We start from the raw sequence: 24,707 nt of genomic DNA on the forward strand, positions 1-24,707 counted from the left end.
CCGCCCGGCGCGACATTTTGTTGGCGGCGAGCTTCGTCATCATCTGTTCAAAATTCGCGGCTAGCCTTTGCCTCGACGATTGGTTCGCCGGATGTACGCGAACTGGATCGCAAGCCTCGGCCCCGCGTGCCGGGGCTTTTTGTTGTCGAGGCTGCTTGAGCGAGGCTATCCGCGCTTTTTGCACGCGTCGCGATGCCGCAGTCCGCGGTTAGTCCATTCGCCAATCCAACTATCGGACAGCACCAGCAGAGTATGGCTCCGCCCGCGGTTCCGTCGGGGATGCACGCAATGGAACCAAAGGCGAGTAGGACATTAGTAACACCTTCTGGTTGAGAGTAGGGATGATCGTTATTCTCGGATTCGTAATTCCCTTCGACCGTACGTCTCGCCGCACGGTTTGAACCGCGCAGCAGAGAGAGGTCGGGCTCTTGGGGAACTCAGGAAGTGCTTTCAGCGCCAAGCAGCGGTGGATGATCGTTGCTGCGATGCTGCTGACGGCTGGGCTTGTTCAGATTCCCGTCGTCCTCAACCCGGATTTGGGTTGGCTGCTCACTGTGGACGAAAAGATCCTGGACGGCCAAAAGCTTGGCATCAACCTGTTCGAGTCCAACCCGCCTCTGTCGGTCTACATGTATATGCCGGCCGTGGTGTTCTCACGCCTATCTGGCATTGCGCCGCAGTTCATCGTGATCGCAATGGTGATGGTCGAAATCGCGGGCGCACTTTTGATCATCGATCGCGCCGCTGCGTCCGCGAGATTGGAGGCCGGAGAGAGAGGCATTTCGGCGTGGTTGTTCGCGTTCCTGCTCGCCGTCCTTCCCGGCGCCGTGTTCGGACAACGTGAACACATCGCCGTCATTGCGCTGACCCCTTTTGTCTTCATCACTGCGCTGCGTTGGCGCGGCCTCTCGCTGGGGCCGGCCGCAATCCTCGCAGGGGTGGGGGCGGGATTGGCGATGGGCATCAAACCGTTCTTTGCCCTGGTGGTGGGCCTTCCGGTCATCCTGCGCGTCGTCCGCCAGCGTTCCCTCAGGCCCTTATTCACGTCTGAAGCATGCATTGCCGCGGCGATCGTCGTCGGCTACGGCGCGCTGGTCGTCGTCCTGTTTCCCGCTTACGTCTCCACTTATGCGCCGATGGTCGCCGAGGCCTATCTCCCGATCCGCAAGGACCTCATCAGCCTGGTTCCTCTTCCGATCGTCGTGATCGCCGCTTCTGTTGCGTACCTGCGCTTCTCGGCGCCCAGCGATTTCAAAATGAGCGGCAACTCCTTGCCGTGGCTGGCCGCATCGGTCGGAGGAGCCGCCAGCTTCATCGTCCAGGGCAAGGCCTGGCCATACACGGCCCTGGCGCTTTGTGTGTTCGCGATTGCGGCGCCGTCGCTCCATCTTCGCACAAGGCCATTGAGGACGCCGACCCTGATCGGCGGCCTCGCCGCCGTCTTGCTCATCGGGCTCTATCTGTCGTCGCCGGCTCCGCGTTTTCCGCCGCTGCAAGGGCGCGTGCAGGCTCTCGCGGACCAGCCGCGGCTGCTGACGATTACAGATCACATCGGTCTGGGACATCCGCTCGTCCGTCAAATCCACGGAACCTGGGTCGGCAGCTCGTGCGCGCAGCTGCTGGGGGCAGGCGCGATCCTGCGCCAGCAGAGCGCGCAACCAAATCCCGCCGAGCAAGCGAAACTGGACGGCATCATCGATTTCGAGCGGCGGCATTTGCTCGCGGACATTCGCACCGGCCGGCCCAACGTCATCCTCGTCGATACTTATCTATTAAGTTCATTCCCGTTCGATTGGCTGGCCTGGGCCAATTCGGATCCCGAGCTGAAGGCGGAGCTCAGCCGCTATCGCGAAGTCGAGGATATCGGCCGCGTCAGGATATTTGTCGATCAGTCGGGATAGGCGCGCTGACCGCGGCATTTCGCGCGGTTGCCTGCCGCATGTCATCGCCGGCTCTCTGCCGACTGCCAGAGGCGCTCGATGAATCCGTCATGTTCCAGCGCCTCGATGAACGATCCGTCAGAGATATCGGTCTCCTTGAGTGAAGCCGCGGCCGGATACTTGGCTGTGAGCACGTTTCGTATGTTCTGCAGATTGCCCAGAAGCGGCTTCGGCACCCTCTGAAACACCGGGACGTGGTACCTGTAGAGCTCCTCGGCAGCGCCTCGGTCGGCGATGCCCAGATAGCGCTGGAGCAAGGGCACGACGAGATCAGGCTGGGTTTTGAACACATGGATCGTGTCGACGAAGCCTCGCATGACGTTCATGACCAGCTCGCGATCGGATGTGATCAGCCTGCGCGTGGTGGCGAATATCGAGGGAGCGCCGAACTCATAAATCGGAAAGGCATTCCAGCCATGGCGGGACGCTCCGACAAAGCGTTGATCGACAGGAAGTACGCCGGCGTCAATCTCACCTGCCGCGAGTGCGCTGAAGATCCGATCGAACGTGACGAGCGGCAGGTAGGCGGCCGTTACACCTGCTTTCTCGATGGTGATGCGCGTCGCGACGCTGGTTTGACCCGTCTCCGAGAGCACGCCGACTTTTCTCCCGCCCAGTTGACTGAGCGCAGTGATCTCTTTCTGCGTCATCACGAACTGGTTTGGAAACTCCGTGGTCGGGGTCGCCAGGATGACGATATCGCTGCCCTTGAGCACTTCCTCGGCGACGGGGAGGACGCCGGTATGGGCGAACTCGACATCGCCGTGGATCAAACGAGCGGCGGCCTGCGGCCCGCCGATAGCCACCGCCGGCACGCTGACGTCGACATCATATTTCTTGAATATCCCGGATTCCACGCCCAGCCAGGCCGTGCTTTGCCACATTGCAAGCAGGCCGGTCGCGACGCGTGCCGGCTTGTTTGCTTCTTCGGTCCTGGCTGAGCGGACAGGGATGGCGGACGCGGCGGTCGCGCCGGCCACGAACTGGAAAAATGTACGCCGGACGATCTCCATGCGACCTCCGCCAGGGTGGCATCATGCCGGTGTTTTGCCCGACGTGTCAAATGGATTTCGTAAAATCAGCAGTCGTGGCGCTTCGCCGGCCAAGCCATTGATCTGGCTCGCCCGTCTACTGTGTATGGGGTTGTTTTCGCGATTCCGTCGGTGCGGGTCAATCGCCGCTGTTGCGAGCGGCGCGCGATTATCCCGCCTTGGCCGTGCGGTTGTCGGCGCGCAGGTTATGGAAGAACTTCTCCACCTCGCGCGACAGCGTGTCCGCGGTCGCGGTCAGGCTGCTCGCCGCTGACAGGACCGAGGAGGCCGCCGTATCCGTCTCGCCGATGGCGTCGCGGAGCGAGGTGATGTTGGCGACCAGCGTCTCGTTGCCCTGGGCGGCGCTCTGCGCGTTGGAGGAGATCTCGCGCGTGGCCTGGTCCTGCTGGCCGACGGCACCGGCAATCGCCGAGGTGACCTCGTTGATCTCGCGCACCGCGCCGCCGATCTCGCGCACGGCATCGACCGCGTTGCGGGTGGAGGTTTGGATCATCGCGACGTTCTCGCTGATGTCGGCGGTCGCCTTCGCAGTCTGTCCTGCCAGCGCCTTCACTTCGTGTGCGACGACGGCAAAGCCGCGGCCGGCATCGCCGGCGCGCGCAGCTTCGATGGTGGCGTTGAGCGCGAGCAGATTGGTCTGCTCCGCGATGGTTTGAATGAGGGTCAGAACGCCGTCGATGCGCTGCGTGGCGGCGGCAAGGCTCTCGATCTCGGTGATAGACTTCTCGGTGCGCTGGCCGGTCTGCTCGACCGCGCTTGCGCTTTGCCGCACCTGGCGGCCGATCTCCTCGACGGAGGCCGACAGCTCCTCGGCGGCACCTGCGACCGCGGTGACGTTGTGCGAGGCCTGCTGGGTGGCGTTTGCGGCGGTGCCGGCGCGGCTGCTCGCATCCGCGGTGACGCGGGTGATGGTCTGCGCGGTCTCGCGCATGACACTGGCATTGTCGCTGAGCCCGCGCATGATCGCGCCGATCGCTTCGCGGAACGCCTCGACCGATTGCTCGATGTGGCGCGCGCGCTCTTCGCGCATGGCGGAATCCTGCGAGACCTGCGAGGCGAGGTTGCGGTTGCGCCCCATCGCGTCCTGGAACACCTCGATGGCGCGGGCAAGGGCGCCAATCTCGTCGGCGCGGCCGGCGTGCGGCACCACGACATTCTCGGCGCCGTCCGCGACCTGCTTGATCGTCGCGGTGATCGCGGCGAGCGGCCGGGCGATCGAGCGGGCGATGATGATGATGCCGATCACGACCAGCGCCAGCGCCACGCCGCCGAGGCAGGTCAGCACGAAGGACAGCATGCGGTTGGTCTCGGTCTGCTGCGCGATCTGCCTGGCGCGCTCGGCATAGACCTTGGAGAGCGCCTCGAGATCCTTGTTCAGCGCCGAGCGCACGGCGCGGTTGGCGTCGTTATCGCCCCATTCGCGCCCCGCCGCCGCGTTGATCTCGACACCGCGGCGGACCAGCTCCTTGCGGAACTCGACGAACTGCTCGATGCGCTTCTTGAAGGTCGCGAACTGCTCGGCGTCGTCGGCCTTGACGATGCTTTCCCAGCCTTTGACCACGCCCAGGATCTGATCGTTGAACTTCAGCAGCCCGTCGCCGAACTTCTTCACGACCTTCGGCTCGGTCGACATGTAGACGCCGCGCGATTCCATCACGACCGCATAGACCAGCGAGTTGACGCGCTCGACGTTCAGCGCAGCCGCATTCGCCGTCTCGATCGCTGAGGTCAGCTCGGCGCCGCGGCGGCTGTTGTAGTCGGACAGCATCGCAATCGCCGCCGTCAGCAGGGCGAACAGCGCGAAGATCGCATAGAGCTTGGTGGCAAGCGAGAAACGGCCTGCCAGGCCGGCAGCATTCCCAGATCTGTCGATTTGCATGGTGTTCGGGCCCAAATGGCCAGGATCGGCCGGTGTGTGCGGTCGTGTAAAATTGATGCAAAACTATGCAGAATGAAGATGGACGCTGCGTTAACGCGCAAGTCCGGGGCGTGCGCCAAAGGTCTTGGGAAATAAGAGCCATCTCAGTAATTTGGTGCCGTCCTATCGTTCTCGGCAGGTCGGCCCCGGGGAGTGCCTGGAATGCCCCGAACATCGGGCGTGCGCACAAGCCGCCGAGCGCGTATTCCCTGATGCCAGCGCCGCCTTCGGGATCGACCGGGGGTCGGTCACTGGCCGACGAACCCGGAGGGGCCTTTGGTCTATCGCCACACCATCGACGCCACGACCTATGCCTTCGCCGACCTGCGCGACCTCCTGGCCAAGGCGACACCGCCGCGCTCAGGCGACCGGCTGGCCGGGATTGCCGCCGGAAGCGCGGAGCAGATGATCGCCGCGCGGATGGCGCTGGCCGACGTCCCCCTCGGCCAGTTCTTGCAGGAGGCCGTCATTCCCTATGAGGCCGACGAGGTCACCCGCTTGATCATCGACAGCCATGACGCCAGGGCCTTCGCGCCGGTGGCCTCGTTGACCGTCGGCGGATTCCGCGACTGGCTGCTGTCGGACGCCGCCACCCCTGAGATGTTGCGCAAGCTCGCGCCCGGTATCACCCCGGAAATGGCCGCCGCAGTGTCAAAGCTGATGCGTAACCAGGACCTGATCCTGGCGGCACGGAAATGCGAGGTCACGACCGCCTTCCGCAACACCATCGGCCTGAAGGGGCGGATGAGCACGCGGCTGCAGCCCAACCACCCCTTCGACGATGCGAAGGGAATCACCGCCTCGATCCTCGACGGCCTTCTGCTCGGGGCCGGTGACGCCTGCATCGGCATCAATCCGGCCAGCGACGATCCGGCCGTGATTGGCCAATTGCTGCGATTGCTGGACGAGATCGTCGCGCGGCTGAAAATCCCGACGCAAGGATGCGTGCTGACCCATGTCACCACGACGCTGTCGCTGATCGGGCAGGGCGTTCCAGTCGACCTCGTCTTCCAGTCGGTCGCCGGCACCGAGGCCGCCAACCGCAGCTTTGGCATCGACCTCGCGCTGCTGAAGGAGGCGCACGCGGCCGGGCTGTCGCAGAAGCGCGGCACGGTCGGCGACAACGTCATGTATTTCGAGACCGGCCAGGGCTCGGCATTGTCGGCGGGCGCCCATCACGGCGTCGACCAGCAGACCTGCGAGGCGCGCGCCTATGCGGTGGCCCGCGCCTATGCGCCATTGCTGGTCAACAGCGTGGTCGGTTTCATCGGCCCGGAATATCTCTACGACGGCAAGGAGATCATCCGGGCAGGCCTGGAGGATCATTTTTGCGGCAAGCTGCTCGGCCTGCCGCTCGGCATCGACATCTGCTACACCAACCATGCCGAGGCGGACCAGGACGACATGGACAATCTCCTGACGCTGCTGGCCGCGGCCGGCGTCACCTTCATCATGGGCGTGCCCGGCGCCGACGACGTCATGCTGAACTACCAGTCCACCTCCTTCCACGACGCGCTCTATGTCCGCGACGTCTTCGGTGTGGCCCGCGCGCCCGAGTTCGACGATTGGCTGGTGCTGTCAGGTATTGCCGGGGCCGACTTCAGGCTTGCCGGCGACGCGGGCCTTTTGCCCGATTTTGCCGCGCGGCTGATCGCGTGATGCGGAAAAACCTCGCGAAAAGCCCCGTCTGCCGCCGTGAACCCCGGGAAACCATTGGCGTGTCTCAAGAATTAGTTCGCTGCCACAATATTGAGGAATTCCGGTCGCAGCGTTACGCTATGTTTCTGGAGACCTCGTCAGTACCATCAGTGGAACGTGGTTGGGGGAAGTTCGATGCGCGCTGAAAGCAACGGAACGAGCCGGCATATTCTCTGCGTCTTTCCGCGTTACACCTCATCCTTCGGCACCTTCGAGCACGCCTATCCGCTGACCGATGGCGTCCGTGCCTTCATGCCGCCGCAGGGCCTGCTGCTGCTCGCGGCCTACCTGCCGAAGGAATGGCAGGTCAAATTCGTCGACGAGAACCTCCGCCGCGCGACCAAGGAGGAGTTCGAATGGGCAGAGGCGGTCTTCGTCAGCGGCATGCACATCCAGCGCCAGCAGATGAACGACATCTGCCGCCGCGCCCATGAATTCGACCTGCCGGTCGCGCTCGGCGGCCCTTCGGTCAGCGCGTGCCCGGATTATTATCCGTCGTTCGACTATCTCCATGTCGGCGAGCTTGGCGATGCCACCAATCAACTGATCGATATTCTGTCGCGCGATACGTCGCGTCCCGACGTCCAGGTGGTGCTGACCACCAAGGATCGCGTGCCGATGACGGAGTTTCCGATCCCGGCCTATGAGCTCGCCGATGTGAAACGGTACTTCCTCGGCAGCATTCAATATTCGAGCGGCTGTCCGTATGAGTGCGAGTTCTGCGACATCCCCGGCCTCTATGGCCGCAACCCGCGCATCAAGTCGCCGGAGCAGATCATTGCCGAGCTCGACCGCCTGCGTGAATGCGGCATGACCGACACGGTCTACTTCGTCGATGACAACTTCATCGGCAACCGCAAGGCCGCAATGGATCTCTTGCCGCACCTCATCGAATGGCAAAAGAAGACCGGCTATGTGGTGCGGCTTGCCTGCGAGGCAACGCTCAACATCGCCAAGCGCCCCGAGATCCTCAAGAAGATGCGCGAGGCTTATTTCATCACCATCTTCTGCGGCATCGAAACGCCGGACCCGGACGCGCTGAAGGCCATGCACAAGGACCACAACATGATGGTCCCGATCCTCGAGGGCGTGCGCACCATCAATTCCTACGGAATGGAGGTGGTGTCAGGCATCATCATGGGGCTCGACACTGACAAGGCCAATACGTCGGAGGCGCTGCTCGCCTTCGTGGAGGAGTCGCGCATTCCGCTGCTCACCATCAACCTGCTTCAGGCCCTGCCGAAGACGCCGTTGTGGGACCGACTGGAGAGGGAAGGGCGTCTGGTCGACGATGAGGGGCGCGATTCCAACGTCGACTTCCTGCTGCCTTATGACGAAGTCGTCGCGTCCTGGAAGCACGCCATGAGCGTCGCCTACCAGCCGGAGAAGGTTTACGAGCGCTTCCAGTATCAATGCGACGAGGTTTATCCTCATCGCCTCAGGATGCCGGTGCCGGACGAGATGAAGACCTGGGCCAACATCCGCCGCGGCCTCGTCATGCTGCGCAACATCTTCTGGAAGGTCGGCGTGCTCGGCGATTACAGGCGCGTGTTCTGGAAGTTTGCGCTCGGACGCATCAAGCGCGGTGACATGGAGGGCCTGATCGGCTGCACCATGATCGCGCATCATCTCATCACCTTTGCGCGGGCGGCCACCAGCGGCGAGCAGAACGCCTCGAACTATTCGATCAGGTTGCGCGAAGCCTCCGTTCCCGCCGAATGAGCGACGAGCCCGTTCCGGCCCGCCCGATCATCGACCTCAAATCGCTCACGCCGGCGCGCGTCGCGCTCGGGCGCAGCGGCGCGAGCCTGCCGACCAAACCGCTGCTCGCTTTCACACTGGCCCACGCCCGCGCCCGCGATGCCGTGCATGCCGCTTTCGACGCGCCGGGTGTGATTGCCGGGGTGAGGGCGCTCGGCCTTGGCGCCACCGTGGTCAGCAGCCGTGCCACCGATCGCGCCGATTATCTGCGCCGGCCCGATCTTGGACGTCAGCTCGACGCGGGCTTCGCCGCGGCACTGGCGGACCTTGGCATCGCGCCATGCCAGCTTGCGATCGTCATCGGCGACGGCTTGTCGGCCGCCGCGGTCCACGCCCATGTGGTGGCACTGCTGCAAAGCCTGTTGCCGCTGCTGGCTGGGGACGACGCTGTCGCGGTCGGCCGCGTTGTCGTCGCCTCAGGCGCGCGGGTCGCGCTCGGTGACGAGATCGGCGCGATTCTCGGCGCCCGCATGGTTGTGATGCTGATCGGCGAGCGGCCGGGGCTGTCAGCGCCCGACAGCCTCGGGGCCTATTTGACCTTCGCGCCGAAGCCCGGCCTGACTGATGCCGAGCGCAACTGCGTGTCCAATATCCACAAGGCCGGGTTGAGCTACGACGCGGCGGCCATCAAGATCGCCTGGCTGGTCCGCGAGGGGCTGGCGCGCCAGGTCACGGGCGTGGCGCTCAAGGACGAAAGCGCCGACCGCGCCCCGCGTCGAATCGGCACGGCTGTGCCAGAATGACGGACATTCCGGCAAAATCGCCGCATCTTGATCGATTCGGAGACCGCCGGCGTGCTTGCGAGAAGGGCGCTTGACCTGCTAAACCGCTGCCGGCGATTTTCCGCGCATTTTCAAAGGGCAAGCCTCCCATTGGTATGGCGTTTTCAAGCCGTTCGCGGGGCGCAATAAGCTCACAGCTAGAGCCGATTTAGGAACTGGACAAGGCATGCTCGAAAAGCACCGCGAGAATGAGGTTCATGTCGACAAGGTCGAGCAGGGGCCTGCGTCCTCCATTGCCTTTGGGCTGGAGCGTATCGGGCTGATCGCGGTCCGGGCGCCGATCGTCTCCTGCATCATCCTGGTCGCGCTGATCGTCGCCGCCGTGTTCGGCATCGAGCGGATCAAGATCGACGATTCGCTGTCGCAGCTGTTCCGCTCCAACACCCGCGAATTCCGGCAGTACGAAGAGGTGACCAAGAAGTTCCCGGCCGAGGAATTCGACGTCCTCGTCGTGGTCGAGGGCCAAAAACTACTGGCGCGGAATAACCTCGAGAAGCTCCGTGATTTCGTCACCGACATGCAACTGGTCGAGGGCACCCGCGGCCTGGTCTCGCTGTTCTCGGCGCGCCAGGCGCCGGCGCCGGGCAAGCTGCCGGCGGCGCTGTTCCCGGCCGAGCTGCCCGAGGGCGCGGCCTATGACCAGTTCATCGAGACTGTCAAAAACAACGAGATCATCCGCGGCAAGCTGTTGTCGGAGGACGGCACGCTGGCGCTGATCGTGCTCTCGCTCGATCCGCAGGTGGTCGCCTCCAGCAAGCTGACCAAGACCGTCGGCGACATCCGCGCGCTGATGAAGGAGGATCTCGGCGACACCGGGCTCAGCGTGCAGCTCTCGGGCGTGCCGGTGATGCAGCTCGAGATCCGCAACGCGGTCGAGCGCGACGGCCTCACCTACAACATCCTCGGCATTCTCGCCGGCTGCATCATCGCCATCATCTTCTTCCGCAAGATCTCGTTCATGGTGGTGGCGGCGTTCCCGCCGATGATCGCGATTCTGATCGCGCTTGGCGCGCTCGGCTGGGCCAATTTCAATCTCAACATGTTCCTGAACGTGATGACGCCGCTCATCATGGTGATCTCGTTTTCGGACTCGATGCAGCTGACTTTCGCCGCGCGCGACCGGCTGATCGCGGGCCAGGACAAGTTCACCGCGTTCAGGAACGCGGTGCTGGTGGTGGGGCCCGCCTGCGTGCTGACGCACGGCACCGCTGGCATTTCCTTCATCGCGCTGCAGTTCTCGGACTCCGACCTGATCCGCAAGTTCGGCGAGGCGGGCTTGGCTGCCACCATCATCGCGCTCATCACGGTGCTGTCGCTGGTGCCCGTGTTCGGCGTGCTGTTCGTGCGCAACGAGAAGATCTTTGCGGTCAAGTTCCAGAGCGCGGATGCCGGCGTGCAGGCGCTGCGCAATTTCTGCTACTGGATCGCGGTGCGCATGGTCGGCCGGCCCGGCCTGTTCAGCCTGATCGCGCTGCTGTTCGTCGCCAGCCTCGGCGTCATCTACGCCAATCTGCAGCCGCGCTACCGGCTCGCCGACCAGGTGCCGGACAAGCGCCAGGCGGTCGCCGCAAGCAACCGGCTCGATGCCAAGCTGACGGGCGCCAACCCGGTCAACGTGTTGATCACGTTCCCCAAGGGTGAATCGCTCTACTCGCCGGAGACATTGCAAACCATCGCCGACGTGCATGCGACCGTCGAGAAGGCCGCCGGCGTCGGCAACGTCTGGTCGCTGGAAACGCTGCGCCGGTGGCTCGCCGAAAAGGCCGGGAGCGACGACGTCGCGACCCTCAAGGAATATGTGGGTGTCATCCCCGAACATCTGGTGCGGCGCTTCATCGACGCCGAGCAGGATGCGGTGGTCGTGGCCGGCCGCGTGCCGGACAAGGACTCCAGCCAGCTTCTGCCGATCGTCGACAAGCTCGATACCGAGCTCGACGCCGTCCGCAAGAAGCATCCCGGCTACGAAGTCGCCGTCACCGGTCTTGCCGCCATCGCCGCACGCAACTCGGCCGGCATGATCGAGAAGCTGAATCGCGGTCTCACCGTCGAATTCGCGCTGGTTGCGATCTTCATAGGCCTTGCCTTCCGCTCCTGGGTCGTGATGTTCGCCTGCATCCTGCCGGGCATCTTCCCGGTGGTGATGTCGGGAACGGTGCTGTGGGCGATGGGCGAAGGGCTGCAATTCGCCAGCGTCGTCGCGCTCACCGTCTCGTTCGGCCTCGGCCTGTCCGCAACCATCCACTTCCTCAACCGCCTGAGGCTCGAGAGTAAACCCGGCGTCGGTTCGGCGCTCGCGGTCGAGCGCGCGACCGTGCTGGTCGGCCCGGCGCTGATCCTGACCACGGTGGTGCTGGCCTGCGGCCTCGTCGTCACCGTGTTCTCGGACCTGCCGTCGCTGCGGCTGTTCGGCTGGCTCAGCGCCTTCTCGATGGTGGCGGCGCTGGTCGCCGACCTCTTCATCCTGCGGCCGACGGCGATGTGGCTGATCAACCTCCACGCCAGGCTTCACGGCACGGACAAGCCGGCGATCTGAGCGGGGTCATCACGCGGCCACCGAATCGCAGCACGCTGGCTGCGGTTCGGAGGTTTCATGCGCGATATCAGGCACGACGGCGCGATCACGGCGTTTCAGCAGAAGCGGGGCGGCGATGCGGCCGCCTTCTTCGTGCCGTTCCTTAGCCCCGGTATGAGGCTGCTCGACATCGGCTGCGGCCCGGGAACGATCACGGCCGCGCTTGCGGAGAGCGTGGGCACGGCGATCGGCGTTGATATCAATCCGAACGCGATCGCGTCAGCCCGGCAGCTTGCCGCGCATGCGGGCCTGACCAATCTGTCCTTTGTCGAAGCCGACATGACCGCGCTTCCGTTCGAGGACGGTGCGTTCGACGCGATATTCTGTCATGCGGTGCTCTACCATCAGAGCCAGGCGATGTTGGCGAAAACGCTGGCCGAAGCGCGACGTGTGCTGAGGCCGGGTGGCCTGCTGGGCACGCGTGACGCCGATGTTGGCGGCAACATTCTCCATCCTGAGGTTGACGGCGTGCGCCTCGCGCTCGATCTCTGGCAGCGCTGGTACGAGCACGACGATCCCGAGGCACTTCGCTTCGGCCGCCGACAGAGCGCCGTTCTTCGCGCGCACAGCTTCACGCCGGTCTGGGCCGGCGCGAGCTATGTCAACCACAGCGCCGATGCTGCAAGCCGCACTGAAGCCGTCGCGGATGCGCGGCAGAGCCTGCTCGGTCTCGGGCCGCAGCTTGTAGGCAAGTCGCTCGCGACCGCCGACGAGATTGAGACCGCGCTTGCCGGCTGGGACGCCTGGGGCTGCGATCCCGACGCGGTTTATTTCAGATGCCGGTGCGAATGCATCGCGCGCAAGCCGTGATCCGCGGCCTTACGCCTCGACGTGGACGATCCCGTACGGGTCGAACTTGAAATCGTCCTCGGCGTAGTGCGATCCGCGCGAAAGTGCGAGGTTGCGCGCACGCAGAATTGCATCGACGCCGTCCGCGGCCATGTCATCGGCGATCTCGTCCATGAGCCTGGCCGCATCGCGGTCGCTGCCGCGCGACTTCGCGACGTAGATCTCCGGCAGCCCGACGAAATGGTAGCCGACGCTTTCATAATAGACGTCGCCGCCGAGTGGACGCTTGGCGAAGGCGAGGCGGCAGACCCGGCTCATCGCTGCCGTGACGGCGAGGCCCTGGTTTGTTTTCGCCGCCGCCTTGCACTCGGAGGCCAGCTGCATCCACCGTTTGAGACCATGCGCGACGCCGGCGCTCTCGCCTTTGGCGGCGGTGGCTCCCGCCTCGATCATCGCCTCGACGATGCGCAAGGCTGCGGCGGAATAGGCGACCGTCGTCTCCCGCTCCATCGGCGGGCTCAGCACGTAGAGAACCGATTTGTGGTTGGCGACAGCGGCCTCATCGGCGGCGGACCAGGCATTGGGAAAGGTGCGGTCCCAGCACACACCGAATGATCGCTCCATGTGCGGATCGGGTTTTGCTTGCGAATAGGTGCGGTCGATCTCGAAGCCGAAATCGGCGATCATCGTTGCGACGGCTTTCGGCGGATGAAGCAGACCGTCGTCCTTGCCGAGGAAACAGAGCACGTGGCGCGGCTTCACTGACGACGGCTGCATGTCCTTGCCTTGCTGGATTGACTGATCATCACTGGCCCACGCGGGAACGGCGGCGAGGAGTCCGATGGCCTTGAGCAGGTGTCTGCGAAACGGGTTCATGTCAGCGAAAAGCCCCCGGCTCGCGAAAACCGGGGGCTCGGTCCTTTTCAAGCGGAGACTGGCAATCAGCCCTTCGTCATCGTGATATTGACACCGCGGATCTCGCCCTTGGACGAGATCTGCACCGTCTGCTTGGTGCCGTTGGTGCGCAGCGTCAGGTTGGCGGCAAAACCGTTGGCCTCGACGAACACTTCGATCTGGCCACCGCCGGCGGTGCCCTGCAGATTGCCGAAGATGTTGCGGCTGGCCTCGCTCCAATTGCCGGAGATGCGGTCACCCTGGCTCGTCACGTCGCTGGTGAGGTCGAACTTGTAGCTGTCGGAGGCGCAGTGCAGCGCCTGCTTGAGGCTGAGGCCGGTGCCGGCGACCTTGTAGTCCGCCTTGCAGCGGATGCGCTCGGTCGAGCCGTCGGACAGCGACACCGTGCCGGTGCCGGTCCACGCGCCGTCGAAACCGGCGAACGGGCCGGACGACTGAGCGTGGCTTGCCGCAACCGAGAAGAGCAGCGCCGCACCGATGCCGGCTGCCTTGAGTGCCAGTTCAGATCGCCCAAAGAATTTCATCATCAATATCCCGTTTTGGAACCACGCCTGCTTCATCGCAAGCCGTCTCGCCACATCGAAAGTTTAGTGTTGTGAGCCTGTGTCAGGTTCAAGCTTCTGTGCCGGATAAGCCTAGTCGCCCGCGATGTCAGGCGCGCGAAGCGGCCTTGCCGCGGTCCGGCCCCGATTTCCCTCTGTTTCCATATGTTTCCGGCCCAAATGGCCGGTCGGACAGATGCAGCGCTGCAACAGGTATGCAGTAAAACACCACGTGCCAGAATTATGACGTAGTATCAAGCCCTTACATCTGCCAATGAAGACCGAGGGAAGACCTGATTTGGTGAACGCGGCGCCAATTTGGCCGCATTTACCAGCGCTTGTGCCTTCTCCGGTGCCGCACTCTCCGTGGCAACTTGCCAACAGAACAATCCGTTCCCGTCGGCCCTGAGCTGCCCGGGATTGGTGCGATTCTGCCGTCAGAATGAAGGAATACAATGCGTAAGCTTCTCGTCGCTCTCACCGTGCTGTCGGCAACCCTGTCCACGGCTGCGTTCGCCCAGCAGGGGCGTGGCACGGATGCCGAGCAGAAGGCCTGCACGCGCGATGTGCAGAAGTTCTGCCGTCCGGTTATCGACCAGGGCGATTTCACCATCCTGGCCTGCCTCAAGGAGAACCGGTCCAAGATCTCGCAGGCCTGCGACCAGGTCCTGAAGGACCACAACCAATAAGCTCGGCCACTGGCCCATAAAGGCGGCCCTGGGGCCGCCTTTTTCAGGCCGGATCCGCAGAGGGCGGCCATCGCGCGACAGGATTGGTTTTGCGGCCGTATTCCCCTATATGGGGGCCGCGGCGGCGTCGCCGGCATGAGCCCGCGCGAACGCAAAAGCCCTTTCTGTCCAAACGATTGTTGATCAGCCCTCGATGACCTCTGCGAGCGAATTGCGATCCGGCAAGGGTGACCGCGACGAGAATTTTCCCGTCGCGTCCTGGATCATTCATCCGCGTCATCGCGCCCTGATCTTGGCCTATTACAATTTCGTCCGGACCGCCGACGACATCGCTGATCACGCCACCCTGCAGGCGGACGAGAAGCTGCGCTATCTCGACCTGCTCGAGGCGGAACTGCTCGGCAAGGGCGAGACCCAGGTCGAGGCCGTCACCTTGCGGCGCGCGCTCGCCGAGCGCGGCATGGCGCCGCGCCACGCGCTCGACGTGCTGATCGCGTTCCGCATGGACGTAACCAAGCTGCGCTACGAGACCTGGGACGAGGTCATCCACTATTGCCGTTATTCGGCGATGCCGGTCGGCCGCTTCATGCTCGACGTCCATGGCGAAAGCACCTCGACCTGGGCGGCGTCGGATGCGCTGTGTGCGGGCCTCCAGATCAACAACCACCTCCAGGATTGCGGTAAGGATTATCGCGAGCTCAATCGCGTCTATCTGCCGCGCGATGCGCTCGCCGCAAGCGGCGCCTCGGTCGAGCAGCTCGGCCTGGCGCAGTCGCCGCCGGCGATGCTGGCCTGCCTGCAGTCGCTCGCGGTGCGCAACGAAGCGCTGCTGGGCGAGGGCAGGTCGCTGAGCGCCGAGATCCGGGATGTCCGCCTCGGCGTCGACGTCGCGGTGATCCAGGCTTATGCGGACCGTATCGTGCGCCTCTTGAAGGTGCGCGATCCCCTGCGCGAGCGCGTGCATCTGAACAAGTTCGAACTGCTCACCTTCAGCCTTGCCGGCATCGCCGGTGAACTCGGCCGCCGTGCGATCGGCCGCAAAACCATTACCAATCCGGGGACTGCCCATGACGCTTGAGGCGACCGCGCCCAGCGCCAATTATGGCTCTTCCGCATCGAACAGCTCCTTCTACGCTGCGATGCGAATCCTGCCGCGCGACCAGCGCGAGGCCATGTTCCAGATCTACAGCTTCTGCCGCCAGGTCGACGACATCGCCGATTCCGACGGCCCGCGCGACCAGCGGTTGGCCGCGCTGCAGGAATGGCGTAACGACATCGATGCGCTCTACCAGGGCAATCCGCCGCCGCGGCTGAAGGACTACGTCGCCTCGGTGAAGACTTTTGGGCTCAAGCGCGAGGATTTCCTGGCGATCGTCGACGGCATGGAGATGGACGTGCCGCAGGACATTCGCGCGCCTGATATGGCGACGCTGGATCTTTACTGCGATCGTGTCGCCAGCGCCGTGGGACGGCTGTCGGTGCGGGTGTTCGGCCTGCCGGAAGAGGACGGCATCCTGCTTGCGTATCACCTCGGCCGCGCGCTCCAGCTCACCAACATCCTGCGCGACATCGACGAGGACGCGGGCCTCGGCCGGCTCTATCTGCCGCGCGAAGCGCTGCTGCATGCCGGCATCACCTCCAACGATCCGAACCGCGTGATCGCCGAGCGCGCGCTGCCGAAGGTCTGCCTGCCGCTGACGCAGCGTGCGAAAGCGCATTTCGAGAAGTCGGACGAGATCATGAGCCGCAACAAGCGTCGCGCGGTGCGCGCGCCGCGGATCATGTCGAAATACTACCATTCCATCCTGGACCTCCTGATCGCGCGCGGGTTCAACGCACCGCGCGAGCCCGTGCGTGTGTCGAAGGTCACACGCATTTTGATCCTGCTCCGCTACGCTTTCATCTGATGCAAAACACAGCTCACATCATCGGCGCTGGAATTTCCGGCCTCTCCGCCGCTGTGCGGCTCGCCAATGCCGGCTACAAGGTCGCCGTGCACGAGGCGACGCACCAGGCCGGCGGCCGCTGCCGCTCCTATTTCGACGGCGCCACCAATCTCACCATCGACAACGGCAATCATCTGCTGCTGTCCGGCAACAGCCACGCGCGCGCCTACGCACGCTCGATCGGCACCGAGGCGGGCCTGGTCGGGCCTGAAAGCGCGCAGTTTCCCTTCGTCGACATCAAGACCGGGCAGCGCTGGCAGATCGATCTCGGCACCGGCCGGTTGCCGACCTGGGTGCTTGATGAGGGCCGTCGCGTTCCTGATACGGGTCTCACCGATTATCTCAAGCTGGCGCCGCTGATCTGGGCATCGGAACAGACGCTGGTCGGAAAATCCATTCCTTGCGAAGGCACGCTCTATCATCGCCTGGTGCAGCCACTGCTGCTAGCGGCGCTCAATGTCGATCCGCCCGAGGGGTCGGCGGGGCTCGCCGGTGCCATCGTGCGCGAGACGTTGCTGGCGGGCGGGCAGGCCTGTCGTCCGCTGATCGCGCGCGATGGGCTCAGCGCCGTGCTGATCGAGCCCGCCGTAAAATTCCTTCAGGACCGGGGGCACACGGTTCAGCTCGGCCATGAGCTGCGCTCCTTCGTCAACAGCGACGGCAAGGTCAGCGCGCTGAATTTCGGCGGCGAGGACGTGATCCAGCTCAGCGAAGGCGACGTGATCGTGATGGCGGTGCCGCCGCGTGCCGCGACGAGCCTGCTGCCGGGGCTGACCGCGCCGACCGAATTCCGCGCCATCGTCAATGCGCATTTCCGCTTCGAGCCGCCGCCGGGATCGGCGCCGATCCTCGGCGTAATCGGCGGCGTCGTGGAATGGCTGTTCGCCTTCCCGAACCGGCTCTCCGTCACCATCAGCAATGGCGACCGCCTGGTCGACATGCCGCGCGAGGAACTGGCCCAGACGATCTGGAACGACGTCTGCGCGGCCGGTGGGGTCTCCGGCGAGCTGCCGCCGTGGCAGATCGTGCGCGAGCGCCGTGCCACATTCGCGGCAACGCCGGCCCAGAATGCCCTGCGTCCGGGGCCGGTCACGTCGCTGAAAAACCTGTTTCTCGCCGGTGACTGGACTGCTACGGGATTGCCTGCAACGATCGAGGGATCGGTCCGGTCGGGTGATCGCGCCGCCGATCTGGTACTGGCCGCAAAGCGGGCCTGACGGGCAATGTCACGGTCACTTTCAAATCGACGCCAGGAGCAATCGAGCGACATGGATTCCGTGAACGCGAGCCGCGAAGCTTTGGAATCGAGCATTGCGTCGGCCACGCAGGGCGTGATCGGCTTCCAGCAAGCCGATGGCCATTGGGTCTTCGAGCTCGAGGCCGACTGCACCATTCCGGCCGAATACATCCTGCTGCGTCATTATCTCGCCGAGCCGGTCGACACCGCGCTCGAGGCCAAGATCGCCAACTATCTGCGCCGCGTCCAGGGCGCCCATGGCGGCTGGCCGCTGGTGCATGACGGCGAGTTCGACATGAGCGCCAGCGTGAAGGCGTACTTCGCGCTGAAGATGATCGGCGATTCCGTGGACGCGCCGCACATGGTGCGTGCGCGCGAGGCGATCCACGCCCGTGGCGGGGCGATCAACAGCAACGTCTTCACCCGTTTCCTGCTCGCGACCTTCGGCGTCGTGACCTGGCGCGCGGTGCCGGTGTTGCCGATCGAGATCATGCTGCTGCCGTTCTGGTCGCCATTCCATCTCAACAAGATCTCCTATTGGGCGCGCACCACCATGGTGCCGCTGATGGTGATCGCGGCGCTGAAGCCGCGCGCGAGGAATCCGAGAGGCGTCGGCATCGACGAGCTGTTCCTGCAGGATCCGCGCTCGATCGGGATGACCGCGAAGGCGCCGCACCAGAGCATGGCCTGGTTCCTGCTATTCCGTTCGCTGGATGCGATCTTGCGCGTCGTCGAGCCGCTGTTTCCGAAGAGCCTGCGCAAGCGCGCGATCGATGCGGCGCTCGCCTTCACCGAAGAGCGGCTCAATGGCGAGGACGGCATGGGCGCGATCTATCCGCCCATGGCCAACATCGTCATGATGTACGACGCCCTCGGCAAGGATGAGAACTTCCCGCCGCGTGCGATCACGCGCCGGGGCATCGACAAGCTGCTCGTGTTCAACGGCGACGAAGCCTATTGCCAGCCCTGCGTCTCGCCGGTGTGGGATACGACGCTGACGGCGCATGCGCTGCTGGAAGCCGGCGGCGACAAGGCGGTGCCTGCGGCCAAGCAGGGCCTCGACTGGCTGATCCCCAAACAAGAGCTCGAGGTGAAGGGCGACTGGGCGGCGAAGCGGCCGGATGTGCGTCCAGGCGGCTGGGCCTTCCAGTACAACAATGCCCATTACCCCGATCTCGACGACACCGCCGTGGTGGTGATGTCGATGGACCGGATGCGCCGGGAGCATGGTGCCACCGGCTATGACGCCGCGATCGACCGCGGCCGGGAGTGGATCGAGGGCATGCAGAGCGACGACGGCGGCTGGGCCGCCTTCGACGTCAACAACCTCGAATATTACCTGAACAACATCCCGTTCTCGGACCACGGCGCGCTGCTTGATCCCCCGACCGAGGACGTCACAGCGCGCTGCATTTCGATGCTCGCCCAGCTCGGCGAGACCGAAGCTACCAGCAAGCACGTCGCCGCCGGCGTCGCCTACTTACGCAAGACCCAGCACCCCGAGGGGTCCTGGTACGGCCGCTGGGGCATGAACTTCATCTATGGAACCTGGTCGGTGCTGTGCGCCCTCAACATGGCCGGCGTCCGCCACGACGACCCCATGATGCGCAAGGCCGCCGCCTGGCTGGCCTCGATCCAGAACAAGGACGGCGGCTGGGGCGAGGACGCCGTCAGCTACCGGCTGGACTACCGGGGCTGGGAACCCGCCCCCTCGACCGCCTCGCAAACGGCATGGGCCTTGCTTGCCCTGATGGCTGCTGGCGAGGTTGATCACCCGGCCGTCGCCCGCGGGGTGGAGTACCTGATTGCAACACAAAACGAAAAAGGACTGTGGGACGAGCAGCGGTACACCGCCACAGGCTTCCCCCGCGTGTTCTATCTGCGATATCATGGTTACCCAAAGTTCTTCCCGCTGTGGGCGCTGGCGCGGTATCGGAACTTGCGGAACACCAACAGCAGGGTGGTAGGGGTCGGGATGTGACTTTGGGGACGGGGGACTATTTTACTGCGGGCAATGCCATTGATCCGCGGCCGATCTTGATCGTGACCGGACTTGTCCAGGAGGCCCGCATTGCCGCCGGCCCCGGCATGGCGGTCATTTGCTCGTCCAGCAGCCCGACACAATTGCGCGCGCTCCTGACGGTGGTGGACCCCGAGACGATTCGCGGCGTGATCTCGTTCGGCGTCGCCGGCGGGCTCGATCCGAGCTTGCGCTCCGGCGACGTCGTGGTGGCGACCGAGGTGCTCTCCGGCGATGCGCGCTGGGGGGCCGGGCTGTCGCTCAGCGACGACCTCATCGACAAGCTGACCTCCGGCCGCCGCCGGGTCGTGCGCGGCAGCCTCGCCGGTGCCGAGGAAGTGGTCACGGGTTCATCCTGCAAGGCGGCGCTGCATTCGGAAACCGGCGCCTCCGCCGTCGACATGGAAAGCCACATCGCCGCCGCCTACGCCGCCGAGGCCGGCCTGCCGTTCGCCGCAGTCCGCGTCATCAGCGACCCCGCCCACCGCGCGCTGCCGGCGCTCGCCCGCGCCGCCATCAAGCCCAACGGCCAGATCGACCTCGCCGCCGTCCTGCGCGGCATCGTCCGCAACCCGGCCACGCTCCACGCCCTGGTCTCCACCGGCCTCGACTTCAACCGCGCGCTGCGGTCCTTGCGCGGCTGCCGCGATTTCCTGATCGGCACGGAGCTGGTGGACAGCGAAGCGCTGGTGGCGGAGACGATCTGAGCTTTTCAGCCCGGCAAAACAACAGGCCCGGTCGCGATGCGATCGGGCCTTTTTGTTTTGGTGCAGTCGTCGCAATGGAGCGACTTGTCCGCCACCAGCGGGACTCCCTAGGATGGGCTGAGCCCTTGCGAAGCCCATCTCTTCCCGCTCTCCGTAGTCGCGGCCATCACCTGACTGATCGCGAGCTTAGTCGGCTGGATAGTTGCGAACTTCGAAACAAGCGGATGGATTTCGCGAAGGGATCAATCCACCTACGGGACTGACGTGTTTTGCAATTTCATGAGGTCCCACGAATGGGCGATCATCCCATTTTTGATGCTTTAGCGAGCTGGCCAGGCCGGGTTCCGACCCAGCGTGCCTTCGAGGCACGTGGCTTCCTGATTCCGGCTGCCTGGCAGAACAGGATGATCGAGTTCTGCGGAGCGAGCCAGGCGGAATTGCTCAATCGTTATTGGGATGAGGTAGCGATGGAGACGATGCGATCCGTCGGAAAGGTGCAATCGGACCTCAGGAGATTCCTCATTGAGCCGCGATATCGCTCTGCCTTTCTGGATGATCTGTTTGCCCGGAAGGATTTCGTCGACCCGGCTGTTCCGAATGGACCTCTCATCAAAGGTTTGCTCGATCATTTCAAAAGAGCATGGAGCGATCAGGAGTTTCGAGACAAAGACATCGCCTTTCGAAGAGAGTTACAGAAGCGCGAGTGCGCACGTCTGGGAATCCAGACGACAGGATGGACCGGAAAGAAGCGGGGCATCATTCCTTTTATTGATGAGTTCTGCGTTGCACTCGCATTCAAGCGCCGCCGTAACCGTTGGCATAAGAGGCTGGATTGTGGCCTTGTCTTCGAGGTTGGCCTGGATCTCGGCGGCGACCCCCAGCGGGTGGGAGCCCCTCTGGTTTTTCGGATACTCCATGAAAGTGATTCAGAATGTGTTTTCGAAATGGGAGGGAATGAAGCGTTTGATCGGCTCATTTACGGAAGCCGATTGTATTGGGCATCTGTTGATCCCGACGAATGTATTCTCGGAATCCGGGCTTACATTGAGCTATTCGACGTTATCGCTGCATCGTTTGGTGCTTCTCAGAAGCCTAGTTCGTAGAATGAGCTGAGCCCTTGCGAAATCCATCTCGTCCCCGACTACCGTGACAGTGCTGGACTGCACCCCTGGAGTGAATCACGATAATTACAGTGACGGTGCCGGGGCTGTCGCTCAGATTATCAGCCCGCGGCAATCACGAAGTATCTGGTTCAGCACGAAATGAAGACCGCGGCGTCGAGACTTCGTGCCTCGCGGAAAGCGACCAGCTGGTGCCGCTTTCGAAACTGCCAGCATGGCATAGTGCCACTGTTTTGCCCGACGGGTCAAATGATATTCGTAAAATACGAAATTTGGTCGGTCTTAATCGCGGCCGGCTGACGGCGCCGCTGGTTACGAAAACGGACCCGCGCCGCAGCTGCGGCGATCCTTGCCGGTTTGATGCCGATTTGCTCGACGCTGCAATGACCTAACCAGGTAGAGCCGATGCCAGCGAGCGATCGCGCTTCTACTGTGCATGGGGTTGTTTTTCATTTTGTGGGAGAGTGAGCAAAAGAAAAGGCCCGGTCGCGATGGCGACCGGGCCTTTTTTCGTTCGCGCGTGCTCGCGCGACTTACGCCGCCGTCGAAGCCTTCCGTGCCGCCTTCGCCGTGGCGGCGTCGGCCTCGTCCTTGCGGATCTCGGAGAGCTTCTTCTGGACCTGCTCGGAGAAGATGTACTGCGCCGGGCGCTGCTTCGACATGTCGATCTCCGGCGCCATCGGGCCGGTGGTCCTGATGCCGCGCAGCGACACCCACATCGCCTTGATCGGGTTGTTCAGCGCTGCGGTCGCCGCCGTCGGCTCGTAGCCGCAATGGGCCATACAGTCGGCGCACTTCTCGTACTTGCCGGTGCCGTAGGTCTCCCAGTCGGTGGTGTCCATCAGCTCCTTGAAGGTTTTGGCGTAGCCTTCACCGAGCAGATAGCAGGGCTTCTGCCAACCGAAGATGTTGCGCGCGGGCATGCCCCAGGGCGTGCACTCATATTCCTGGTTGCCGGCGAGGAAGTCGAGGAACAGGCCGGAGTGCATGAAGTTCCACTTCTTGCCCTTGCCCATCGCAAAGACGTCGCGGAACAGCTTCTTGGTCTTGGTGCGGTTGAGGAAGTGCTCCTGGTCCGGCGCGCGCTCATAGGCGTAGCCGGGCGACATCGAGACGCCGACGCCGAGCTCGACGGTGAGGTCGAGGAACTTCGCGATCTCCTCGGCCGGATGGCCGTCGAAGATGGTGGCGTTGACGTTGACGGTGAAGCCGCGCGCCTTGGCCGCCTTGATCGCAGACACCGCGCGGTCGAACACGCCCTGCTGCGACACCGCCTTGTCGTGGTGGTCGCGCAGGCCGTCCAGATGCACGGAGAAGAACAGGTAGGGCGAGGGCTCGAACAGGTCGAGCTTCTTCTCGAGCAGCAGCGCGTTGGTGCAGAGCGAGACGAACTTCTTGCGCGCGACGAGGCCGCGCACGATCTCGCCGATCTCCTTGTGGATCAGCGGCTCGCCGCCGGGAATAGCCACCATCGGCGCGCCGCACTCGTCGGCCGCGTCCCAGCACTCCTGGGCGGTCATGCGGCGGTTGAGGATCGCATCCGGATAGTCGATCTTGCCGCAGCCGACGCAGGCGAGGTTGCAGCGGAACAGCGGCTCGAGCATCAGCACGAGCGGATAGCGTTTGCGGCCAAGCAGTTTCTGCTTGAGCAAATAGCCGCCGATACGCATTTCCTTGAAGAAGGGGATTGCCATTACACGTTTCTTTCTGGGCTTGAAATTCGGGTAGGTCAGCTTGCAGCCAGTTCGGCCGGAAGCCTGAATTCGATGTTTTCCTCGCGGCCCGGGAGCACCGAAACCGTCACCGGTCCGATCCGCCGCAGCGCTTCGATCACGTCATCCACCAGCACCTCGGGCGCCGAGGCGCCGGCCGTAAGGCCGACGGACCTGGCACCTTTCAACCACTCCGGATTGAGCTCGCGGCCATCGGCGATCAGATAACTCGCGACACCGGCCTCAGTGCCGATCTCGCGGAGCCGGTTCGAGTTCGAGCTATTGGCAGCGCCCACCACCAAAATCACGTCGACCAGCTTGCTCAAGTCCCTTACCGCAGATTGGCGGTTCTGTGTCGCATAGCAGATATCCCGGATGTCTGGGCCTTGAATATCTGTAAATTTGGCTTGAAGGGCCTCAATAATGCCCTTGGTGTCGTCGACCGACAGGGTGGTCTGGGTGATGTAGGCCACTGGCGTATCCGCCGGCAGCGTCAGGGCCTTGGCCTCTTCGACGCTCTGGACCAGCAGAACCGGGCCGGGAACCTGGCCCATCGTGCCCTCGACCTCGGGGTGGCCGGCATGGCCGATCAGGATCAGGGTGCGGCCCTTGGTGATGTAGCGCTTCCCCTGATTGTGAACTTTCGTGACCAGGGGGCAGGTGGCGTTCAGCACCGGAAGGTCGCGCGCGGCCGCCTCTACTTCGACGCTGCGGGCGACGCCATGGGCACTGAAAACGGTCACGGCCTTCGGCGGAACCTCGGACAGCTCCTCGACGAAGACAGCGCCTTTGGCCTTCAGGCTCTCGACGACGTATTTGTTATGCACGATCTCGTGGCGCACGTAGACCGGCGGGCCGTATTTCTCCAACGCCCGCTCGACAATCTCGATCGCGCGCACCACGCCTGCGCAAAAGCCGCGCGGCTGCGCTAGATAAACTTCCATTGGACGCCCATCACGCAAGTTGCACCAATCCGCTTATTTGTCCCCGGCGGCACCCCGATATGGGCCAACGCTGCAATATCCGCACCATTGGTGTCGCAACCGCGGTAACCGCCCACCCCATCAGGGTCTCGGCGCATGCAGGCACAGCACTTTGTGTCAAAAAATCGGCAATAAGGAAAGGTGTAAGGAGCCGCGGGTTCCGGGTAGGACCGATATGAGGTATTATAGTGCGCCATTTCGGATGAGCAAGACGGCGACGTTTGTGCTCACCCCTTCGTCACTTTGCCGCCTCAAGTCTCCGGCTATACCGCCGTCCCGCATGATTTTGCCATGGTCTTTCGCCGTTTACTTCGAACCTTGTT

20 protein-coding genes are annotated in these 24,707 nt (G+C 63.8%); 14 read left to right on the forward strand and 6 right to left on the reverse strand.

The genetic code is table 11. The features are described from left to right. Positions 1-485: 485 nt before the first annotated feature. Positions 486-1,901 carry a hypothetical protein gene (locus XI06_RS34275; protein ID WP_271607318.1) on the forward strand — a complete coding sequence of 472 codons (1,416 nt, stop codon included), beginning with the start codon at positions 486-488 and terminating at the stop codon, positions 1,899-1,901. Between the two features lie 41 nt (positions 1,902-1,942). Here the strand turns inward: XI06_RS34275 and XI06_RS34280 are convergent, their stop codons facing one another. Together XI06_RS34280 and XI06_RS34285 are read right to left on the reverse strand one after the other, a co-directional pair. After that, positions 1,943-2,953 carry an ABC transporter substrate-binding protein gene (locus tag XI06_RS34280; protein ID WP_237863798.1) on the reverse strand — a complete coding sequence of 337 codons (1,011 nt, stop codon included), beginning with the start codon at positions 2,951-2,953 and terminating at the stop codon, positions 1,943-1,945. A gap of 187 nt (positions 2,954-3,140) precedes the next feature. Beyond that, positions 3,141-4,871: a methyl-accepting chemotaxis protein gene (locus XI06_RS34285; protein ID WP_237863799.1), complete on the reverse strand. Its 1,731-nt coding sequence runs from the start codon at positions 4,869-4,871 to the stop codon at positions 3,141-3,143. 315 nt (positions 4,872-5,186) lie between these two features. On the opposite strand from XI06_RS34285, the gene XI06_RS34290 reads away from it, so the two are divergent. From XI06_RS34290 to XI06_RS34310, 5 genes are all read left to right on the forward strand, one after another. Then, on the forward strand, positions 5,187-6,569 hold the full coding sequence (locus XI06_RS34290) for an ethanolamine ammonia-lyase subunit EutB (RefSeq protein ID WP_237863800.1): 1,383 nt from the start codon (positions 5,187-5,189) through the stop codon (positions 6,567-6,569). Between the two features lie 174 nt (positions 6,570-6,743). Next, the gene (locus XI06_RS34295; protein ID WP_271607319.1) at positions 6,744-8,330 is read left to right on the forward strand and encodes a B12-binding domain-containing radical SAM protein; all 1,587 of its coding nucleotides are present in this window, start codon (positions 6,744-6,746) and stop codon (positions 8,328-8,330) included. After that, positions 8,327-9,112 carry an ethanolamine ammonia-lyase subunit EutC gene (gene eutC, locus XI06_RS34300; protein WP_271607320.1) on the forward strand — a complete coding sequence of 262 codons (786 nt, stop codon included), beginning with the start codon at positions 8,327-8,329 and terminating at the stop codon, positions 9,110-9,112. The genes XI06_RS34295 and eutC overlap by 4 nt, the downstream gene beginning before the upstream one ends. A 205-nt stretch (positions 9,113-9,317) precedes the next feature. Beyond that, positions 9,318-11,684, forward strand: a complete 2,367-nt coding sequence (locus XI06_RS34305) for an efflux RND transporter permease subunit (protein WP_237863803.1) — start codon at positions 9,318-9,320, stop codon at positions 11,682-11,684. A 57-nt stretch (positions 11,685-11,741) separates the two neighbouring features. Then, positions 11,742-12,533 (forward strand): class I SAM-dependent methyltransferase, encoded by a 792-nt coding sequence (locus XI06_RS34310; protein WP_271607321.1) that lies wholly within the window; start codon positions 11,742-11,744, stop codon positions 12,531-12,533. 9 nt (positions 12,534-12,542) lie between these two features. Here XI06_RS34310 and XI06_RS34315 read toward each other — a convergent pair whose 3' ends face one another. Both XI06_RS34315 and XI06_RS34320 read right to left on the reverse strand, forming a co-directional pair. After that, the gene (locus tag XI06_RS34315) at positions 12,543-13,388 is read right to left on the reverse strand and encodes a hypothetical protein (RefSeq protein ID WP_271607322.1); all 846 of its coding nucleotides are present in this window, start codon (positions 13,386-13,388) and stop codon (positions 12,543-12,545) included. Between the two features lie 65 nt (positions 13,389-13,453). After that, complete coding sequence (locus tag XI06_RS34320) at positions 13,454-13,951, reverse strand: hypothetical protein (RefSeq protein ID WP_237863806.1); 498 nt, start codon at positions 13,949-13,951, stop codon at positions 13,454-13,456. A gap of 473 nt (positions 13,952-14,424) precedes the next feature. Here XI06_RS34320 and XI06_RS34325 point away from each other — a divergent pair, with 473 nt between their 5' ends. The 8 genes from XI06_RS34325 (at position 14,425) to XI06_RS34360 (ending at position 22,081) form a co-directional block, all read left to right on the forward strand. Further along, a complete protein-coding gene (locus tag XI06_RS34325; RefSeq protein WP_237863807.1) occupies positions 14,425-14,658 on the forward strand; it encodes a hypothetical protein in 234 nt (77 codons plus the stop codon). Between the two features lie 193 nt (positions 14,659-14,851). Further along, positions 14,852-15,736, forward strand: a complete 885-nt coding sequence (hpnC, locus tag XI06_RS34330; RefSeq protein ID WP_271607323.1) for a squalene synthase HpnC — start codon at positions 14,852-14,854, stop codon at positions 15,734-15,736. Next, positions 15,726-16,565 carry a presqualene diphosphate synthase HpnD gene (hpnD, locus tag XI06_RS34335; protein WP_237873686.1) on the forward strand — a complete coding sequence of 280 codons (840 nt, stop codon included), beginning with the start codon at positions 15,726-15,728 and terminating at the stop codon, positions 16,563-16,565. The genes hpnC and hpnD overlap by 11 nt, the downstream gene beginning before the upstream one ends. Beyond that, a complete protein-coding gene (gene hpnE, locus XI06_RS34340; protein WP_237873685.1) occupies positions 16,565-17,821 on the forward strand; it encodes a hydroxysqualene dehydroxylase HpnE in 1,257 nt (418 codons plus the stop codon). The genes hpnD and hpnE overlap by 1 nt, the downstream gene beginning before the upstream one ends. 51 nt (positions 17,822-17,872) lie before the next feature. Next, on the forward strand, positions 17,873-19,822 hold the full coding sequence (shc, locus tag XI06_RS34345; RefSeq protein ID WP_271607324.1) for a squalene--hopene cyclase: 1,950 nt from the start codon (positions 17,873-17,875) through the stop codon (positions 19,820-19,822). Further along, positions 19,819-20,568, forward strand: coding sequence for a phosphorylase (locus XI06_RS34350; RefSeq protein WP_237863812.1), 750 nt, complete (start codon positions 19,819-19,821; stop codon positions 20,566-20,568). Before shc ends, XI06_RS34350 begins: the two co-directional genes overlap by 4 nt. Before the next feature lie 293 nt (positions 20,569-20,861). After that, complete coding sequence (locus XI06_RS34355; protein WP_237863813.1) at positions 20,862-21,671, forward strand: hypothetical protein; 810 nt, start codon at positions 20,862-20,864, stop codon at positions 21,669-21,671. 89 nt (positions 21,672-21,760) lie between these two features. Then, on the forward strand, positions 21,761-22,081 hold the full coding sequence (locus XI06_RS34360; protein WP_237863814.1) for a hypothetical protein: 321 nt from the start codon (positions 21,761-21,763) through the stop codon (positions 22,079-22,081). Positions 22,082-22,222: 141 nt separating this feature from the next. Here the strand turns inward: XI06_RS34360 and hpnH are convergent, their stop codons facing one another. After that, entirely contained in the window at positions 22,223-23,383 is a 1,161-nt protein-coding gene (gene hpnH, locus XI06_RS34365) for an adenosyl-hopene transferase HpnH (protein WP_237863815.1), read from the reverse strand. A 35-nt stretch (positions 23,384-23,418) separates the two neighbouring features. Further along, positions 23,419-24,345, reverse strand: coding sequence for a 4-hydroxy-3-methylbut-2-enyl diphosphate reductase (ispH, locus tag XI06_RS34370; RefSeq protein ID WP_237863891.1), 927 nt, complete (start codon positions 24,343-24,345; stop codon positions 23,419-23,421). Positions 24,346-24,707 lie beyond the last annotated feature (362 nt).

The sequence above is a fragment of the Bradyrhizobium sp. CCBAU 11434 genome (assembly GCF_028128895.1).
Lineage (GTDB): Bacteria > Pseudomonadota > Alphaproteobacteria > Rhizobiales > Xanthobacteraceae > Bradyrhizobium > Bradyrhizobium zhengyangense.

Excerpts from the sequence above, each read along its gene's own strand:
- XI06_RS34285 (WP_237863799.1), bottom strand. The coding sequence starts at position 4,871 with ATGCAAATCGACAGATCTGGGAATGCTGCCGGCCTGGCAGGCCGTTTC.
- hpnC (WP_271607323.1), top strand. The coding sequence starts at position 14,852 with ATGACCTCTGCGAGCGAATTGCGATCCGGCAAGGGTGACCGCGACGAG.
- XI06_RS34320 (WP_237863806.1), bottom strand. The coding sequence starts at position 13,951 with ATGAAATTCTTTGGGCGATCTGAACTGGCACTCAAGGCAGCCGGCATC.
- XI06_RS34315 (WP_271607322.1), bottom strand. The coding sequence starts at position 13,388 with ATGAACCCGTTTCGCAGACACCTGCTCAAGGCCATCGGACTCCTCGCC.
- hpnH (WP_237863815.1), bottom strand. The coding sequence starts at position 23,383 with ATGGCAATCCCCTTCTTCAAGGAAATGCGTATCGGCGGCTATTTGCTC.
- XI06_RS34295 (WP_271607319.1), top strand. The coding sequence starts at position 6,744 with ATGCGCGCTGAAAGCAACGGAACGAGCCGGCATATTCTCTGCGTCTTT.
- XI06_RS34310 (WP_271607321.1), top strand. The coding sequence starts at position 11,742 with ATGCGCGATATCAGGCACGACGGCGCGATCACGGCGTTTCAGCAGAAG.
- shc (WP_271607324.1), top strand. The coding sequence starts at position 17,873 with ATGGATTCCGTGAACGCGAGCCGCGAAGCTTTGGAATCGAGCATTGCG.
- hpnE (WP_237873685.1), top strand. The coding sequence starts at position 16,565 with ATGCAAAACACAGCTCACATCATCGGCGCTGGAATTTCCGGCCTCTCC.
- hpnD (WP_237873686.1), top strand. The coding sequence starts at position 15,726 with ATGACGCTTGAGGCGACCGCGCCCAGCGCCAATTATGGCTCTTCCGCA.
- eutC (WP_271607320.1), top strand. The coding sequence starts at position 8,327 with ATGAGCGACGAGCCCGTTCCGGCCCGCCCGATCATCGACCTCAAATCG.
- ispH (WP_237863891.1), bottom strand. The coding sequence starts at position 24,345 with ATGGAAGTTTATCTAGCGCAGCCGCGCGGCTTTTGCGCAGGCGTGGTG.
- XI06_RS34275 (WP_271607318.1), top strand. The coding sequence starts at position 486 with ATGCTGCTGACGGCTGGGCTTGTTCAGATTCCCGTCGTCCTCAACCCG.
- XI06_RS34280 (WP_237863798.1), bottom strand. The coding sequence starts at position 2,953 with ATGGAGATCGTCCGGCGTACATTTTTCCAGTTCGTGGCCGGCGCGACC.
- XI06_RS34305 (WP_237863803.1), top strand. The coding sequence starts at position 9,318 with ATGCTCGAAAAGCACCGCGAGAATGAGGTTCATGTCGACAAGGTCGAG.
- XI06_RS34325 (WP_237863807.1), top strand. The coding sequence starts at position 14,425 with ATGCGTAAGCTTCTCGTCGCTCTCACCGTGCTGTCGGCAACCCTGTCC.
- XI06_RS34355 (WP_237863813.1), top strand. The coding sequence starts at position 20,862 with ATGGGCGATCATCCCATTTTTGATGCTTTAGCGAGCTGGCCAGGCCGG.